The sequence below is a fragment of the Bosea sp. 29B genome (assembly GCF_902506165.1).
In the GTDB taxonomy this organism is placed as follows: Bacteria; Pseudomonadota; Alphaproteobacteria; order Rhizobiales; family Beijerinckiaceae; genus Allobosea.
This window is the reverse complement of the sequence record NZ_LR733817.1, coordinates 6,230,682-6,245,352: the sequence shown is the minus strand read 5'-3', so window position 1 is coordinate 6,245,352 and position 14,671 is coordinate 6,230,682. Positions and strand designations below refer to the sequence as shown.

Here is a 14,671-nt window from a genome sequence, read left to right as displayed (position 1 = left end):
GGCGCCAGTCAGCGCCCCATCCGGCCTGAGATGCTCGGGGCCAGCCCGAGCATGACGGCAAAGCGCAACGCGCCTACCGCGGCACGACCTTGCGGTAGAAGTGCCAGCTGGCATGGCCGAGGATCGGCATGACCAGGATCAGGCCGACCAGCACCGGCAGCGAGCCGAGCACCAGCAGCGCCGTGATCGTCAGCGCCCAGTACAGCATCACCCGCGGGTTCTTCTCGACAGCGGCCATCGAGGTCTTCACCGCGGTCGCCATGCTGACATGCCGGTCGAGCATCAGCGGGAAGGAGACGACCGTCATCGAGAACACCAGGATGGCGAAGAGCAGGCCGAGCGCATTGCCGAGGATGACCATCGTCCAGCCATTCACCGTGGTCAGCAGCGGCATCATGAAGCCCTCGAAGGATTCGAGCGGCACATCGCCCATCAGCCAGCGATAGATCACCCAGGCGCTGAACAGCCAGGTGAGGAAGACGCCCGTCAGCACTGCGCCGAGCAGCGCGATCTGGCCGATGCCGGGCGAATGCACGACATCGAGCGCATGCTTCCAGGAGGTGTCCATGCCGAGCTCGCGACGGCGGCTGATCTCGTAGAGGCCGATCGCCGCGAACGGGCCGAGCAGGGCAAAGCCCGAAGCCAGCGGGAACAGCAGCGGGAAGATGTTGTAGCTCACCGTCAATCGGGCGAGCAGGATGCCGGCGATCGGATAGATCAGCGCGATGAAGAGCAGATGGCTCGGCTGGGCCATGAAATCGGAATAACCCTGCTTGAGCGCGTCCTTGATGTCGGCGACGCGGATTTCGCTGACCGGCAGAGCATCGGCAGGCGCAGCATCGTTCGCCGCCATCGGGGGATGATGGATATGGGTATCGGCCATGGCGTTCTTCCCGGTTGCGGCCCGGTTCGCCTTGGCGGTCCTGACGCGATCCTCCGGTCAAGACCTGCGAGGCGTCGAGCATCCATTTCAGCGGGGGTAGCTTACACCCGGCGCGCTCCTGCCACAAATCGGCGTACCCAAATCGTGAAACAGGAGCTTCGCAGGATACTTCCCCTGAACTAGAACTGCGCCATGCCTCAGACTGTTCCCACACCCGTCGAAGATTTGACGCCCGAAGCCGCCCGCGCCGAGCATGAAATGCTCGGGCCGGAGATTGCCGCCGCGAATGCCGCTTATCACAGCGACAGTGCGCCGATCATGGACGACGCGACCTTCGACGCGAAGTTCCGCCGGCTGACCGCGCTGGAAAGCGCCTTTCCGGAGCTCAAGGGGGCTGAGGCGCTGTCCGAGAAGGTCGGCGCGAAGCCCTCGGGCAAGTTCGCCAAGATCCGGCATCGCGTGCCGATGCTTTCGCTCAACAACGCCTTCGCCGACGAGGACATCGCCGATTTCGTCACGCGCGTCAGGACCTTCCTCGGCCGCAAGGACGATCAGCCGATCGCCTTCACCGCGGAGCCGAAGATCGACGGGCTCTCGCTGTCGCTGCGCTACGAGAAGGGCGAGCTGGTCAGCGCCGCGACGCGTGGCGACGGCGAGGAGGGCGAGGACGTCACCGCCAATGCCCGCACCATCTCCGAGATCCCGCACCGGCTGAAGGGCAAGGACGTGCCTGAGATCGCCGAGGTGCGCGGCGAGATCTATCTCGGCCATGCCGACTTCGCCGCGATCAACCAGCGCCAGCGCGAGAAGGAAGAGCGCGAATTCGCCAATCCGCGCAACGCCGCCGCCGGCTCGCTGCGCCAGCTCGACGTCTCGATCACCGCGAGCCGGCCCCTGCGCTTCTTCGCCTATGCCTGGGGCGAGATGCCGGTCCTGCCGGCGCCGACGCAGTTCGGCGTGGTCGAAGCCTTTGCGCGCTGGGGCTTCAGGACCAATCCGCTCATGGCGCGCTGCGAGAGCGTCGAGGCGCTGCTGGCGCATTACCGGTCGATCGAGGCGCAGCGCGCCACGCTCGGCTACGACATCGACGGCGTGGTCTACAAGGTCGACGATCTTTCGCTGCAGGCCAGGCTCGGCTTCGTCGCGCGGGCGCCGCGCTGGGCGATCGCGCACAAGTTCCCGGCCGAGCTTGCGACCACCGTGCTGGAGGCGATCGACATCCAGGTCGGCCGCACCGGGGCGCTCTCGCCGGTGGCGCGGCTGAAGCCTGTGACGGTCGGCGGCGTCGTGGTCACCAATGCGACGCTGCACAACGAGGACTATATCCGCGGCTTCGATTCGAAGGGCCTGCCGATCCGTGACGGCAGCGACATCCGCATCGGCGACACCGTCACGGTGAAGCGCGCCGGTGACGTGATCCCGCGCGTCGAGGCGGTCGACCTCGCCAAGCGCCCTGCCGACGCGCAGCCTTACGTCTTCCCGACGACCTGCCCGGTCTGCGGTTCGGATGCGGTTCGCGAGCATAATCCGCGCTCGGGCAAGGAGGATGCGGTGCGCCGCTGCACCGGCGGGTTGATCTGCGAGGCGCAGGCGGTCGAGCGTCTGAAGCACTTCGTCTCGCGCGACGCTCTCGACATCGACGGGCTCGGCGACAAGCAGATCGAGTTCTTCCACGACGATCCCGACCTGCCGGTGAAGCAGCCGGCCGACATCTTCACGCTGGCTGAGCGCGATGCCGCCAGCCTGAAGAAGCTCAAAGACAAGGAAGGCTTCGGCGCGACCAGCACCAAGAAGCTGTTCGAGGCGATCGACGACCGGCGCAAGCCCCCACTCAACCGCTTCATCTTCGGGCTCGGCATCCGCCATATCGGCGAAACCAATGCACGCCTGTTGGCGCGCCATTACGGCTCGTTCGAGGCGCTGCAGGCAGCCTGCCTCGCCGCCGAGAACCCCGAAAGCGAGGAGCGCGCGGCGCTCGACGCGATCGACGGCGTCGGCCCGACCGTGGTCGAGGCGCTGCTGCAATTCTTCGCCGAGGAGCACAACCAGCAGATGCTCGCCCGGTTGCTGGGAGAGGTGACGCCGCAGCCGCTGGAGGCGGTGGCGTCCTCCAGCCCGGTCGCGGGCCAGATCGTCGTCTTCACCGGCGCGCTCGAACGCATGACCCGCGACGAGGCCAAGGCGATGGCCGAGCGACTCGGTGCCAAGGTCGCCGGCTCGGTCTCGTCGAAGACCGATCTGCTGGTGGCGGGGCCGGGTGCCGGCTCGAAGCTCAAGGATGCCGCCAAGCACGGGGTCAAGGTGATCGACGAAGCCGGCTGGTTCGAGCTGGTCGGAGGGTAGCAGCACCGTCATGCTCGCCCTTGTGGCGAGCATCCACGTCTTGAACACCGCGCTGCCCGAAGGAAGACGTGGATGGTCGGGACAAGCCCGACCATGACGGAAAACGGCCGCTTCTACCCCCGCCCCGCCGCCAGCGTGCAGATCATCCGCGCCACCTCATAGGATTTCTCGAAGGCCGGGACGGGCAGGAATTCGTAGCGCGAGTGGAAGTTATAGGCGCCGGTGAAGAAGTTCGGCGTCGGCAGGCCGCGCGCCGAGAGGGCAGCGCCGTCGGTGCCGCCACGCATCGGGATCTGCTTCTTCCTGATCTGCAGCGCTTCAAGCGCGCCGAACAGCAACTCGACCGGGCGTTCGTCGTCGCCCAGGCTGTCATGGATGTTGCCATAGGTGTCGCTCACCACGCACTCGACGCGGCCGGTCGGGTAGAGCGCGGCGATCTCCGTGGTGACCTCGCTGAAACGGCGCTTACGCGCTTCGAAGCGTTCCTTGTCGAAATCGCGGATCAGCGCGCCCAACCTGGCTTCGCTGGCATTGGCGGTGATGGCGTTGAACCAGACATAGCCCTCGCGACCTTCGGTGTTCTCCGGCGTCTCTGCCCGGTCGAAGCGGCTGATGAAATCCTGCGCCATCAGCACCGGGTTCACCAGCACGCCCTTGGCCGACATCGGGTGGGTACTGACGCCGGAGAGGGTGATCTCCACGGCGGCGGCGTTGAAGTTCTCGATCACTACTTCGCCAAGCTCGCAGCAGTCGATCGTGTAGGCGAAGTCGCAAGGGAAGCGGGCGAGGTCGATGACCTTGGCGCCGCGCAGGCCGATCTCCTCATCCGGCACGAAGGCGACGGCGATGTCGCCATGGCGATCCTGCGGGCCGAGGTTGGCGAGCAGGGTCATGACCACGGTGACCGCCGCCTTGTTGTCGGCGCCGAGCACGCTGGTGCCGTCGCTGGCGATGATCTCAGCGCCCTGCCAGTCGCGCAGTTGCGGATGCTCGGCGACGCGCAACCAGATGTCCCGGTCGCGGTTGAGGCAGAGGTCCTCACCCTCGAAGCGCAGGAGCTGCGGACGGATATCAGGCGAGAGGCCGGCGTCGAAGGTGTCGAGATGGGCGATGAAGCCGATCCTGGGCGCGCCCGCCACAGTGCCCCGCTTCAGCGCCGTGACGGTGGCGCGGTCGTCGATGACGACGTCGTCGAGGCCGAGCGCGCGCAGTTCGTCGGCCAGGAGTTCGGCGAGGCGCTGCTGGCCCGGCGTGCTCGGCAGCGTCGTCGCCTTGATGTCGCTCTGGCTGGTGACCGCGACATAGCGGAAGAAGCGCTCAATCAATTGCTGGCGGATGCTCATGGTCGTCCCGTCGAAGGCTTGGCGGTCTGTGGTCGGCGAGGCGCCCCGAGGCGCTGCCGGCAGGGGAGGCGTCGACCGGCCGCGTCGCGCGGATCGGCGGCTCGGCATTGCGGAAATGACTCGGCGGCTTGCCGATCACGCGCTTGAAGGCGCGGCTGAACGAAGCCTCCGAATCGTAGCCGAGGCGGCGCGCCACGGCCGAGATCCGCATCCGGTCGCGCTCCAGCCATTGCCTGGCCTGTTGCATCTGGACCTGCAGGACATAGCGGGCCGGCGTCTCGCCGACGACGCTGGCGAAGCGCTCGGCGAAGGCGGAGCGCGAGGCGTGCATCACCTTGGCGAGCGCATCGACCGTCCAGTCCTCGCTCGGGTTGAGATGGATCGCGGCGAGCACGCGGCCGATATCGGGATCGCGGGCGGCGGCGACCCAGCCGCTGGCGCTGCCGCAGCCGCGCTCGACCCAGGAGCGGATCAGGGCGGCGGCGACCACGTCCGCCAGGCGGGTGAGGATGCCACCGGCGCCGACGCGATCGAGCGCGAGTTCGCAGGCCATGGTGGTCAGCAAGGCGGGGATGGCCGGCTCGGCCACCGCCATCTCATGCACCCACATCAGCTCCGGCATCATCCGCAGCATCGGGTGCTGGGCATCGACGTTGAAGCAGAGGCTGGCGCTGAAGAACAAGGTCGCGTCGCCTTCTCCCGCCCCGCCGCGCGCCTCGGCGATCTCGCCGCAGCAGTGCTGGAAGGCGCAGTTGCCGTTGGGCTTCGCCGAGAGGCCGGGCTCGCTGGCAAGAGCATGCTCGACGCCGCGGGGCATCAGCACGGCATCGCCCTGTTCGAGCCGGCACCACTCGCCCTCGGGCGTGCGCAGCCAGCAGCCCCGCTCGGCCATGAAGTGAAGACGCGCCGCCGGTTGGGCCGGAAACAGCAGGCACCAGGGCGTCGTCATCTCGTAGCGGGCGTAGTCTACGCCTTCGAGCCGGAGCCCTCGGAGCATCTCCGTGAGCGGGTCGGGTCCCGATCTTCTGGACGATTGGTCAAGCATGCCGGGTTTTTTAGCATGGAAGCTCCAGGCGGTCACGCCTAACTCCGGTGTCCGATCTTCCTGGAGCGACCTATGTCGGATTCCTTGTCAGCCACAGCCGATGCCGAACTTGTCGGCATCGTGCCCGAAGAGCGCACGGCCGCCTGGCCGGCGGTCTTCGCCCTCTCCATGGGTGTATTCGCACTGGTCAGTGCCGAATTCCTGCCCGCCAGCGTCCTGACCTCGATCGCCGCCGATCTCTCGATCAGCGTCGGCGCCGCCGGACAGACTGTCACAGTGACCTCGCTGGTCGGCGTCGCCGCGGCGATCTTCACGCCGATCGTCACCAGCCGCTTCGACCGGCGCCTGGTGCTCTGGTCGCTGCTGTCGCTGCTCGCTCTGTCGAGCCTGGTCACGGCGCTGGCCAACGGCTTCGTCATGCTGCTGGCGGCGCGCTTCCTGCTCGGCCTTGCGCTCGGCGGCTTCTGGTCGATGGCGCCGGCCCTGACGCTGCGGCTCGTGCCGGCGCAGTCGGTGCCGCGGGCGCTGGCGCTGATCTCGGCCGGGGTCTCGGCCGCCTTCATCGGCGGCGGGCCGCTCGGGGCCTATCTCGATTCCCTGATCGGCTGGCGCATGGTGTTCGGGCTCTCGGCTGCGCTCGCTGGCGTCGCCCTGCTGGCGCTGCTGGCGACGATGCCGGCCCTGCCGCCGCAGGCGGCGCCGCGGCTGGGCACGCTGGGAGTTCTGCTCTCGCGCCCGAGCATCCGGCTGATGCTGATCTCGGTGCTCGTCATTATCTCCGGGCAGTTCACCGGTTTCACCTATATCCGGCCCTTCCTCGAGCATGCGCCGCAGCTCGGCGTCACGGCGATCACTGTCGTGCTGCTCGGCTACGGTCTCGGCAATGTCGTCGGCAATTTTGCCGGCGGCGCGGTGGCGGGGCGCGGCGTCAAGCTCGCCATCGTCTCGTTCGCGCTGGCGATCGGCGTGCTGGCGCTGGTCATGCTCCAGTTCGGCGCCTCGCCGATCGTGGCGGGGATCACGGTGGCGCTCTGGGGCTTCGCCTTCGGCTTCGCGCCGGTCGGCTTCCAGACCTGGATGGTGCGCGTCGCGGCCGACCATGCCGAATCGGCGAGCGGGCTCGTGACGGCGGCCTTCCTGGTCGCGATCGCCAGCGGCGCGGTGCTGGGCGGCCTGCTGGTCAACCATGTCGGCGGCCTCGGCCCGATCGGCTACATGGCGGTGGCGACGCTTGCCGGCGCGCTGCTGGTGCTCGTCGCCGGCAAGGAGCCGCCGCGTCCCTGACTCCTGACAGATGGCGACGGTCGCGTGATCGTCGCCATCACTTTTCTTCAAGACATGAGGCCGCCGTTCCGCTCTATCTTGCGCCATGGATCTGATCAGCCAAGGCGACGCATTGCAGGAGATGCCGCTCCGGGAGGGCGAGCACGCCCGCCTGTTCACGGCGGCGCGCTTCTCCGGGCTGGAATGCCTGTCGGCGCAGTTCTCGACCCACACTTATTCGCCGCACGCCCATGAGACCTATGCAGTCGGCACGATCCTGTCGGGCTGCGAGCTCTGGCATGCCCGTGGCCGCACGCTCTTCGCCCGCACTGGCGATCTCGTCTTCAACCACCCGCTCGATGTCCATGACGGCGCGCCGAGCGAGGGCGGCTATCGCTACCGGATGACCTATCCAACGATCGAGCTGATGCGCGAGGTCGCGATCTCGCTGACCGGCGACGAGACGATCGGAACCCCTTTCTTCCCTGAACCGACCGTGCAGGACCCGGAGGGCTCGGCCCTGTTCTCGGAAGCGCATCGCGCGCTGGAGGAGGGCGGCGACGGTCTCGCCGGCGAGGAAGGCCTGCTGCGTGCCTATGGCTGGTGCCTGTCGCGCCATGCCGATCTCTCGATCCGCGATGTCGGGCGCGAGCGCGGGCCGATCGCGCAGGCGAAAGAGCTGCTCGAGCAGCGCTATGACGAGGACCTGTCGCTGGCGGACCTGACGCAGCGCTCCGGCCTGCCGCGGCATCACCTGATCCGGGCCTTCCGGCGCGAGACCGGGCTGACGCCGCATGCCTATCTCGTCGATGTCCGCGTCCGCCGCGCCCGCGAGCGGCTGCGGCGCGGCGAATCCCCCGGCGCGGTCGCGGCCGCCACCGGGTTCTGCGACCAGGCGCATCTGACTCGCGCCTTCAAGGCGAGGCTCGGCGTGACGCCGGGCGTCTTCCGCGCCGCCCATCACGGCTGACGACATCAGGAAACTCCATGTCCTGGAAAGACGAAGCCCGTGCAGGGCTCAATGACATCTGGCCGGCGGCGCTGGCGGCGGTGCCGATTGGCCTGCTCTTCGGCGCGCTCGCTGCCGGCAAGGGCCTCTCGCCGTTCGAGGTCTTCCTGATGAGCGTGCTCGTCTTCGCCGGCGGAGCGCAATTCGCCGCGGTCGAGCTCTGGACGAGCCCGGCGCCGATCTTCGCGCTGGTGTTCTCGACGGCGTTGATCAATGCCCGTCACATCCTGATGAGCGCCTCGATCGCCCCGAAGCTCAAGGGCTTCTCCAACGCGCAGATTTTCGGCGGGCTCTATTACATGGCCGACGAGAACTGGGCGCTGGCCGAGAAGCGGGCGCGCAGCCATCCGGTCACGCCGGCCTACTGGTTCGCCATGGTCGTGCCCTTCGTGCTCGGCTGGCTGACGACCTCGACTACCGGCGCGATCATCGGCGCCGCGCTCGGCGACCCCAAGCGCTACGGCGCCGATTTCGCCTTCACCGCGCTGTTCATCGCGCTGACTGCTGCCTTCTGGAAAGGACGTGTCACCGCTTGGACGGTGGCGGCTGCAGGCATCGCCTCGGCACTGGCCTACAAGCTCGCCGGGCCGCCCTGGCATGTGCTGGCGGGCGCACTCTGCGGCCTCGCCGCCGCCTGGATCGCCGCGGGCGATCTCGCCGAGAAACCCGTCGAAAGCCTGGCCGAATGACACTCGATCCGATCAACCTCGCCGCTTTCCTCGGCATGGCGCTGGTGACCTATCTCACCCGCATCGCCGGTCTCGCCCTCGTCGGTCGGCTCAACCTGTCGCCGCGGGCGCAGGCGGCCTTCGACGCGATCCCACCGGCCGTGCTGATCGCGGTGATCGCGCCGAGTGCATTGGCGACCGGCTGGCCCGAGACGGTCGCAGCATTGGTGTGTGGGCTGGCTGCGACGCGGTTGCCGCTGCTCGGCGTGGTTGCCGTCGGCGTCGCGACCGTGGTTGCCTTGCGCATGGTGGCCTGAAGCCGGCCGGGAGGACACGCATGCGCCCAGTGATGGATTCCGTCGTCGAGGCGATCGGCGACACGCCGCTCGTCCGGCTCGACCGCCTGACGCGGCATCTCGGCGTGAGCGGGCCCATCCTCGCCAAGCTCGACTATCTCAATCCCGGCTTCTCGAAGAAGGACCGGGCCGCGCTCGGCATCATCGAGGAGGCGGAAGCGTCGGGCGCGCTGAAGCCCGGCCAGACCGTGGTCGAGCTCACCTCCGGCAATATGGGCACCGGCCTGGCGATCGTCTGCGGGATCAGGGGCTACCCCTTCATCGCCGTGATGTCGAAGGGCAATTCGGAAGAGCGCGCCCGGATGATGCGAGCGCTCGGGGCCGAGGTCGTGCTGGTCGACCAGCTACCCGGCTCGGTGCCGGGGCAGGTCTCGGGCGGCGATCTCGAACTCGTCGACCACGAGGCGAAGCGGATCACAAGGGAGCGCGGCGCCTTCCGCGCCGACCAGTTCAACCGCGACGGCAACTGGCTGGCGCATTACCAGACGACCGGCCCGGAACTCTGGGAGCAGAGCGGCGGGACGATCGACGCCTTCGTCGATTTCATCGGCTCGGGCGGCAGCTATGTCGGAGTGACCAGGGCGCTGAAGGAGCGCAGCCCGGCTGTGCGCTGCTATGTGGTCGAGCCGGCCGGGGCTGCAGCCGCAGCGGGCGAGGCGGTGACCCGGCCTGATCATCCGATCCAGGGCGGTGGCTACGCGATGGCCGATCTCGCTTTCCTCAAGGATGTGCCGGCGGATGGCTATCTGCAGGTCACCGGCGAAGAGGCGCGCGAGACGACGCGCCTGCTGGCGCGGCTTGAGGGGATTTTCGGCGGGTTCTCGGCCGGGGCGAATGTCGCGGCGGCGGTTCAGCTGCTGCGCGGACGCGAGGTGGGGAAGACGATTGCGGTCATCGTCTGCGATTCCGGGCTGAAGTATCTGTCGACTGATTTGTGGGGGTGACGGGCCCTTCCTTCTCCCCTCGGGGGAGAAGGTGGCAGCGCGGAGCGCTGACGGATGAGGGAAGGCCAGGCTCAGCCTGTCGTCGTCTCTCACCCGGTCGAATCGCCCTCATCCCCCTGCCGGGACCTTCTCCCCCGAGGGGAGAAGGGAGCAAACCGTTACAACGGCAAACACGCCTGCTCCAGCCAGGCCTTCGCCTCGCCTTCGACCAACGGCGCGAGGTTGCTCCAGACCTCAGCATGATAGGCGTTGATCCAGGCGAGTTCGCCCTCGTCGAGCAGCGAGAGGTCGATCAGCGCGCGCTCATAGGGGCACCAGGTCACTGTCTCGAAGCCGTACATGGTGCGGTCGCCGCCGGGGATCTGGCGCTCCTCGACGATGATCAGGTTCTCGATGCGGATGCCGTAGGCGCCTTCCTTGTAGTAGCCGGGCTCGTTCGAGAGGATCATGCCGGGTTCGAGCGGGGTGGTGCCGAGCTTGGACAGGCGCTGCGGCCCTTCGTGGACCGAGAGATAGCTGCCGACGCCGTGGCCGGTGCCGTGGTCGAAGTCGAGCCCGGCCTGCCAGAGCGGGGCGCGGGCGAAGGCGTCGAGCTGGGCGCCCGACGTCCCTTTCGGGAAGACCGCGCGCGAGATGGCGAGATGGCCCTTGAGCACGCGGGTATAGCGGTCGCGCATCTCGGCACTGGGCTCGCCAACCGCCATGGTGCGGGTGATGTCGGTGGTGCCGTCCTCGTACTGCCCGCCGGAATCGACTAGGAAGATGCCCGGCTCGATCCTGCGGTTGCTCGACTCGGTGACGCGATAATGAGGCAGCGCCGCATTGGGGCCGGCGCCGGCGATGGTCGTGAAGGAGACGTCGCGCAGTTCGCCGGTCTTCAGCCGCTCGGCTTCCAGCGCCGCGACAGCGTCGATCTCGGTCAGGCCGCCCTTGGGCGCCTCGCGCGCCAGCCAGGACAGGAAGCGGACGATCGCCGCGCCGTCGCGCAGGTGCGCCCGGCGGCTGCCGTCGAGCTCGGCTGCATTCTTCTTCGCCTTCATCAGCGCGATCGGGTCGGTGCCGGCTTCGGGCGTGCCGCCGGCATCGCGGATCAGCGTGGCCAGCGCCGAGGCCGCCGTGGTTGAATCGAGCCGGACCTTGGCCTTGGCGGCGCCGAGTGCCGTGAGCTGCTGCTCCAGTGCCTGGGGCGGGGCGATCTCGCCGAGTGCGCCGATGGCGTCGCCGGCCTCGTTGGTGATCTTCTCCGGGGCGAGGAAGACGGTCGGCCGGCCCTCGCGCGGCACAATGGCGTAGCCGAGTGGCAGCGGCGTGTGCTCGACATCGCCGCCGCGGATGTTGAAGGTCCAGGCCAGCGCATGCGGATCGGAGAGGACGAGCGCGTCGACCTTGGCCTTGGCGAGCTCCTGCTGGATGCGAGCGAGCTTGTCGGCGCTGCTTTCGCCGGCATAGGCGGCCGGATGCGCCTTGACCGGAGCGGTCGGCGGGGCCGGGCGGTCGCTCCAGAGCGCGTCGATCGGGTTCGGCGTCACCGGCACGAGCATGCCACCGGCCACCGAGACCGCCTTCTCCAGCTTGGCGACGCCATCGACGGTGTGGAGCCAGGGATCGTAGCCGAGCTTGCCGCCGGCCGGCAGATTGATCTCGACCCATTTGTCGAGCGGGGTCTCTTCCATCTTTGTCGGCGTCACGACGCTGGTGTCGGTCTGCGCGGCGGACTGGATGGTGTAGCGGCCATCGACGATCAGCGCCGCCTTGTCGGCGAGCACGACAGCATGGCCGGCCGAGCCGGTGAAACCGGTCAGCCAGGCGAGGCGCGCCATATGCGCAGGGACGTACTCGCCCTGGTGCTCGTCGGCGCGGGGGACGATGAAGCCGTCGAGGCCCTGTTTGGCCAAAGCGGCGCGCAAGGCCGCGACGCGCGGCGCGACCTGCGACGGATCGCTCGGCTCGGAGAAGGACTGGAAGCGGCAAGTGGCGCGGGAATCGGTCATGTCAGGCTCGGCAAGGCAGGATTTGCGGCCACACTCGCCTCCGCGCGCGGGAAAGGCCAGTGCAAAACTGCGGTTTCGCCTCTGCTTTCGCAGCAGGCGCGCGCTGGCTCGCATTTGGGCGATCTGCCACTTGGTTATGCGACTTGCGCAGTCGTTAACGGATTTCTTTTTCCGTCATGCGTTTTTTGCATGTTGTGCATATGCGAACATATCTTCTCGCAAGTGCGAAGACGGCCCACTTTAGTCGCATAAAGAGAACGAGGAAGCGACCGGGACTGTCCTTCGTGATCTCGAGGAGAGACCCTATGACCTATGTGCTGAATTCCACCGACGTCCTTCCGGCCGCGACCCGCGCCGAGGCGACGGAAACCAAGACTGCTGGCCAAGGCTTCTGGCAGCGCCTTTATGCCGCGATGATCGAGAGCCGCCGCCGTTCGGCCCTGCGTGAGCTGCGCGCCCATAGCTACCTGGTGCGCGAGAGCGAGCTGGTGCTCGGCGGTTTCCCGGCGACGACGCTGAAAAGCGACGCCGAGCTGCCTTTCAACCGCTGACCGTCAAGCGCCGCTGGCCGCGAACCGCGCCGCGCGCTTCAAACGAAGGAACCAAGACCATGATCGCCATCGTCAAGCATGCCTATGACTCGATCGTCGACGCCGCCAAGTTCGCGGCCGCGGTCTGGCACGACGCCCGCGCAATGCAGGCGGAAGCCGAAGGGAAGTACGGCCATCTCGGCTTCTGAGCCGGCGGCGGGCCTCGCCGCCGTGCCGGCCGCCTGACGCGACGTCCTGCGCTTCCGATGCTCACGGACTGATGTCCGCTCCGCCTCGGTTCTCGCGTGCCGCGCCAGTCGACTCGGCCTGACGACGAATCCCTGCACGCCGTTGGTGTGAAGCAGTAGGCCTAGTAGAGGCGGCGCGGCCTGGCGGCTGCGCCGCCTCTTTTCATGACCAGCGTTGCCCAGCCCTCGCGCGAGGAGCGCTTGGCCAGCGCCAGCCCCTGATGGCGATAGGCCGAGACCACGCCGGCGACGTCCATCTCCAGCAGCCCTGAGAGGATCACCGCGCCGTCGTCGGAGAGGGCGCGGGCGATCGCAGGCGCGAGCTTGCGGAGCGGGCCGGCGAGGATATTGGCGAAGATCAGGTCGAAATGACGCGGCCTGTCCGCCTTGGCATGGCGAAGGCCTGGCGCGACGTAGAGGTCGAGCGCCTGTGGCGCGTGATTGATCCTGGCATTGCGGGCGGAGACCTCGATCGCGATCGCGTCGATGTCGCCGGCGACGACCTTGCGTTTGACCTGCTTTGCGAGCGCGAGCGCCAGGATGCCGGTGCCGGTGCCGACATCGATGGCATTGCGCGGCCGACGCTTCTTCAATTCGGCGTCGAGCGCCAGCAGGCAGCCGGCGGTGGTGCCGTGATGGCCGGTGCCGAAGGCGAGCGCCGCCGCGATCTCGATGGCGACGTCGTTGACCTTGACCGCGTCGCGATCATGCGAGCCGTGGACGAGAACCCGGCCGGCGCGCACCGGCTGCAGGCCTTCGAGGCTGGCCGCGACCCAATCCTTCTGATTGACCGTGGTGAAGGGCGTTGCATCGATGCCGTCGCCGACGATCGGGCGCAGCATGTCGCGCACGGCCTCTTCGTCCGGATGCGTCGCGAAATAGATCTCGACCTTCCAGGGCGCGTTCAGCGACAGGGTGGTGACGCCGCTCTCGACCTCGAAGGCGGAGACGGCTGTCTCGGTCGGGTCGAAGACCTCGCCCAGGAGCTCGGTCAAGGCACGCGCCTTGTCGCCGCTGGTTTCGAGTTCGAGGACGGTCGCGACCGTCGATGGGAGGAGGCCTTCGCGCATGGGCGCGGCTTAGCAGGGGCGGGGCCGCTTGTCATTCGGTAGCGTCGGTCGTCATTGCGAGGAGCGCAGCGACGAAGCAATCCAGTGGCGACAGAGCTCTACGCCTCCTGGATTGCTTCGCTTACGCTCGCAATGACGGCAGGTGTCAGCCGTGCTGCGCGTTGAGCTGGGCGAAGATCGCGGCGACCTGGCCGTTCTCGGCGGCGAAGCGCAGGGGCTTGCAGCGTTCGACGATGATCTCGCCCGAGGCCGGGGCGCTTGCGAGCAGCGCCATGACCTCGCTGGTGAACTCGGCCAACGGCATTGCTGCAGGATCGACCGCCTGCTGCGGGCCAAGCAGCTCTGTCTGAACGTAAGGCGGGGCGATCTCGATCACCTCGACCGGGGTCGACTTGAGCTGTTCGCGCAGCGCCATCGACCATGAGTGGATCGCGGCTTTGGTCGCGCTGTAGGTCGGTGTCGTCGCCAGCGGCACGAAAGCGAGCCCGGAGGAGACGGTGAGGATCGCTGCGTGCGGCCGCTTCAGGAGATGCGGCAGCAGGGCAGCGGTGAGCCGGATCGGGCCGAGCAGGTTGGTCGCGATCGTATCCTCGGCGGTATCAAGGAAATCGCCGGCCGTGACCGCCTCGCTGCGCATGATGCCGGCATTGTGGATGACGACGTTGAGCGCCGGGAAGCTCTCGACCGCCTGCCTGGCGAAGGCCGCGACATCGTCCTTGTCCTGGATGTCGAGCAGGAGCGCTTCCATGCCCGGATTGGCTGAGGTCACCTCGTGAAGCAGCGCCTCGCGCCGGCCGGCGATGACGACCTGGTTGCCGGCCTTGTGCAGGGCCTCGGCCAGTGCCCGGCCAATGCCAGAGCCGCCGCCGGTGATGAGGATGGTGTTGCCGCTGATGTTCATCGCAAATCCCTTTCCTGGTTGCGAGACATCAGCTGGCGTCGATACTCTTCAACGGTAAGAAGGCTCCCGAAAGTTCG

At 67.8% G+C, this 14,671-nt stretch carries 14 protein-coding genes; 8 read left to right on the top strand and 6 right to left on the bottom strand.

Translation table 11 applies throughout. The features are described from left to right. Positions 1–73 precede the first annotated feature (73 nt). The gene (locus GV161_RS30410) at positions 74–883 is read right to left on the bottom strand and encodes a DUF2189 domain-containing protein (RefSeq protein WP_152012994.1); all 810 of its coding nucleotides are present in this window, start codon (positions 881–883) and stop codon (positions 74–76) included. A gap of 192 nt (positions 884–1,075) precedes the next feature. Between GV161_RS30410 and ligA the strand changes: the two genes are divergently transcribed. Next, entirely contained in the window at positions 1,076–3,226 is a 2,151-nt protein-coding gene (ligA, locus tag GV161_RS30405; RefSeq protein ID WP_152012993.1) for an NAD-dependent DNA ligase LigA, read from the top strand. Between the two features lie 113 nt (positions 3,227–3,339). Here ligA and pepT read toward each other — a convergent pair whose 3' ends face one another. Together pepT and GV161_RS30395 are read right to left on the bottom strand one after the other, a co-directional pair. Next, positions 3,340–4,569, bottom strand: a complete 1,230-nt coding sequence (gene pepT, locus GV161_RS30400) for a peptidase T (RefSeq protein WP_152012992.1) — start codon at positions 4,567–4,569, stop codon at positions 3,340–3,342. Next, positions 4,544–5,614, bottom strand: coding sequence for an AraC family transcriptional regulator (locus GV161_RS30395; protein WP_152012991.1), 1,071 nt, complete (start codon positions 5,612–5,614; stop codon positions 4,544–4,546). The genes pepT and GV161_RS30395 overlap by 26 nt, the downstream gene beginning before the upstream one ends. A gap of 72 nt (positions 5,615–5,686) precedes the next feature. On the opposite strand from GV161_RS30395, the gene GV161_RS30390 reads away from it, so the two are divergent. The 5 genes from GV161_RS30390 to GV161_RS30370 all read left to right on the top strand — a co-directional run bounded on the left by GV161_RS30390 (position 5,687) and on the right by GV161_RS30370 (position 9,854). Continuing rightward, positions 5,687–6,898, top strand: coding sequence for an MFS transporter (locus GV161_RS30390; RefSeq protein ID WP_152012990.1), 1,212 nt, complete (start codon positions 5,687–5,689; stop codon positions 6,896–6,898). Positions 6,899–6,983: 85 nt separating this feature from the next. Beyond that, positions 6,984–7,847: an AraC family transcriptional regulator gene (locus GV161_RS30385; RefSeq protein ID WP_152012989.1), complete on the top strand. Its 864-nt coding sequence runs from the start codon at positions 6,984–6,986 to the stop codon at positions 7,845–7,847. 17 nt (positions 7,848–7,864) lie between these two features. Beyond that, positions 7,865–8,575, top strand: coding sequence for an AzlC family ABC transporter permease (locus GV161_RS30380; RefSeq protein ID WP_152012988.1), 711 nt, complete (start codon positions 7,865–7,867; stop codon positions 8,573–8,575). Next, positions 8,572–8,871 (top strand): AzlD domain-containing protein, encoded by a 300-nt coding sequence (locus tag GV161_RS30375; RefSeq protein ID WP_152012987.1) that lies wholly within the window; start codon positions 8,572–8,574, stop codon positions 8,869–8,871. Before GV161_RS30380 ends, GV161_RS30375 begins: the two co-directional genes overlap by 4 nt. Positions 8,872–8,891: 20 nt before the next feature. Then, complete coding sequence (locus tag GV161_RS30370; RefSeq protein ID WP_152012986.1) at positions 8,892–9,854, top strand: cysteine synthase family protein; 963 nt, start codon at positions 8,892–8,894, stop codon at positions 9,852–9,854. Positions 9,855–10,012: 158 nt separating this feature from the next. On the opposite strand, the gene GV161_RS30365 is transcribed toward GV161_RS30370, so the two are convergent. After that, complete coding sequence (locus GV161_RS30365; RefSeq protein WP_152012985.1) at positions 10,013–11,845, bottom strand: aminopeptidase P family protein; 1,833 nt, start codon at positions 11,843–11,845, stop codon at positions 10,013–10,015. A gap of 305 nt (positions 11,846–12,150) precedes the next feature. On the opposite strand from GV161_RS30365, the gene GV161_RS30360 reads away from it, so the two are divergent. Next, the gene (locus GV161_RS30360; protein ID WP_129157094.1) at positions 12,151–12,396 is read left to right on the top strand and encodes a hypothetical protein; all 246 of its coding nucleotides are present in this window, start codon (positions 12,151–12,153) and stop codon (positions 12,394–12,396) included. A 59-nt stretch (positions 12,397–12,455) separates the two neighbouring features. After that, positions 12,456–12,584, top strand: a complete 129-nt coding sequence (locus tag GV161_RS31415; protein WP_280179024.1) for a hypothetical protein — start codon at positions 12,456–12,458, stop codon at positions 12,582–12,584. Positions 12,585–12,745: 161 nt separating this feature from the next. Here the strand turns inward: GV161_RS31415 and GV161_RS30355 are convergent, their stop codons facing one another. Both GV161_RS30355 and GV161_RS30350 read right to left on the bottom strand, forming a co-directional pair. Next, complete coding sequence (locus GV161_RS30355; RefSeq protein WP_152012984.1) at positions 12,746–13,693, bottom strand: 50S ribosomal protein L11 methyltransferase; 948 nt, start codon at positions 13,691–13,693, stop codon at positions 12,746–12,748. A gap of 145 nt (positions 13,694–13,838) precedes the next feature. Further along, positions 13,839–14,594 (bottom strand): SDR family oxidoreductase, encoded by a 756-nt coding sequence (locus GV161_RS30350; RefSeq protein ID WP_152012983.1) that lies wholly within the window; start codon positions 14,592–14,594, stop codon positions 13,839–13,841. Positions 14,595–14,671 lie beyond the last annotated feature (77 nt).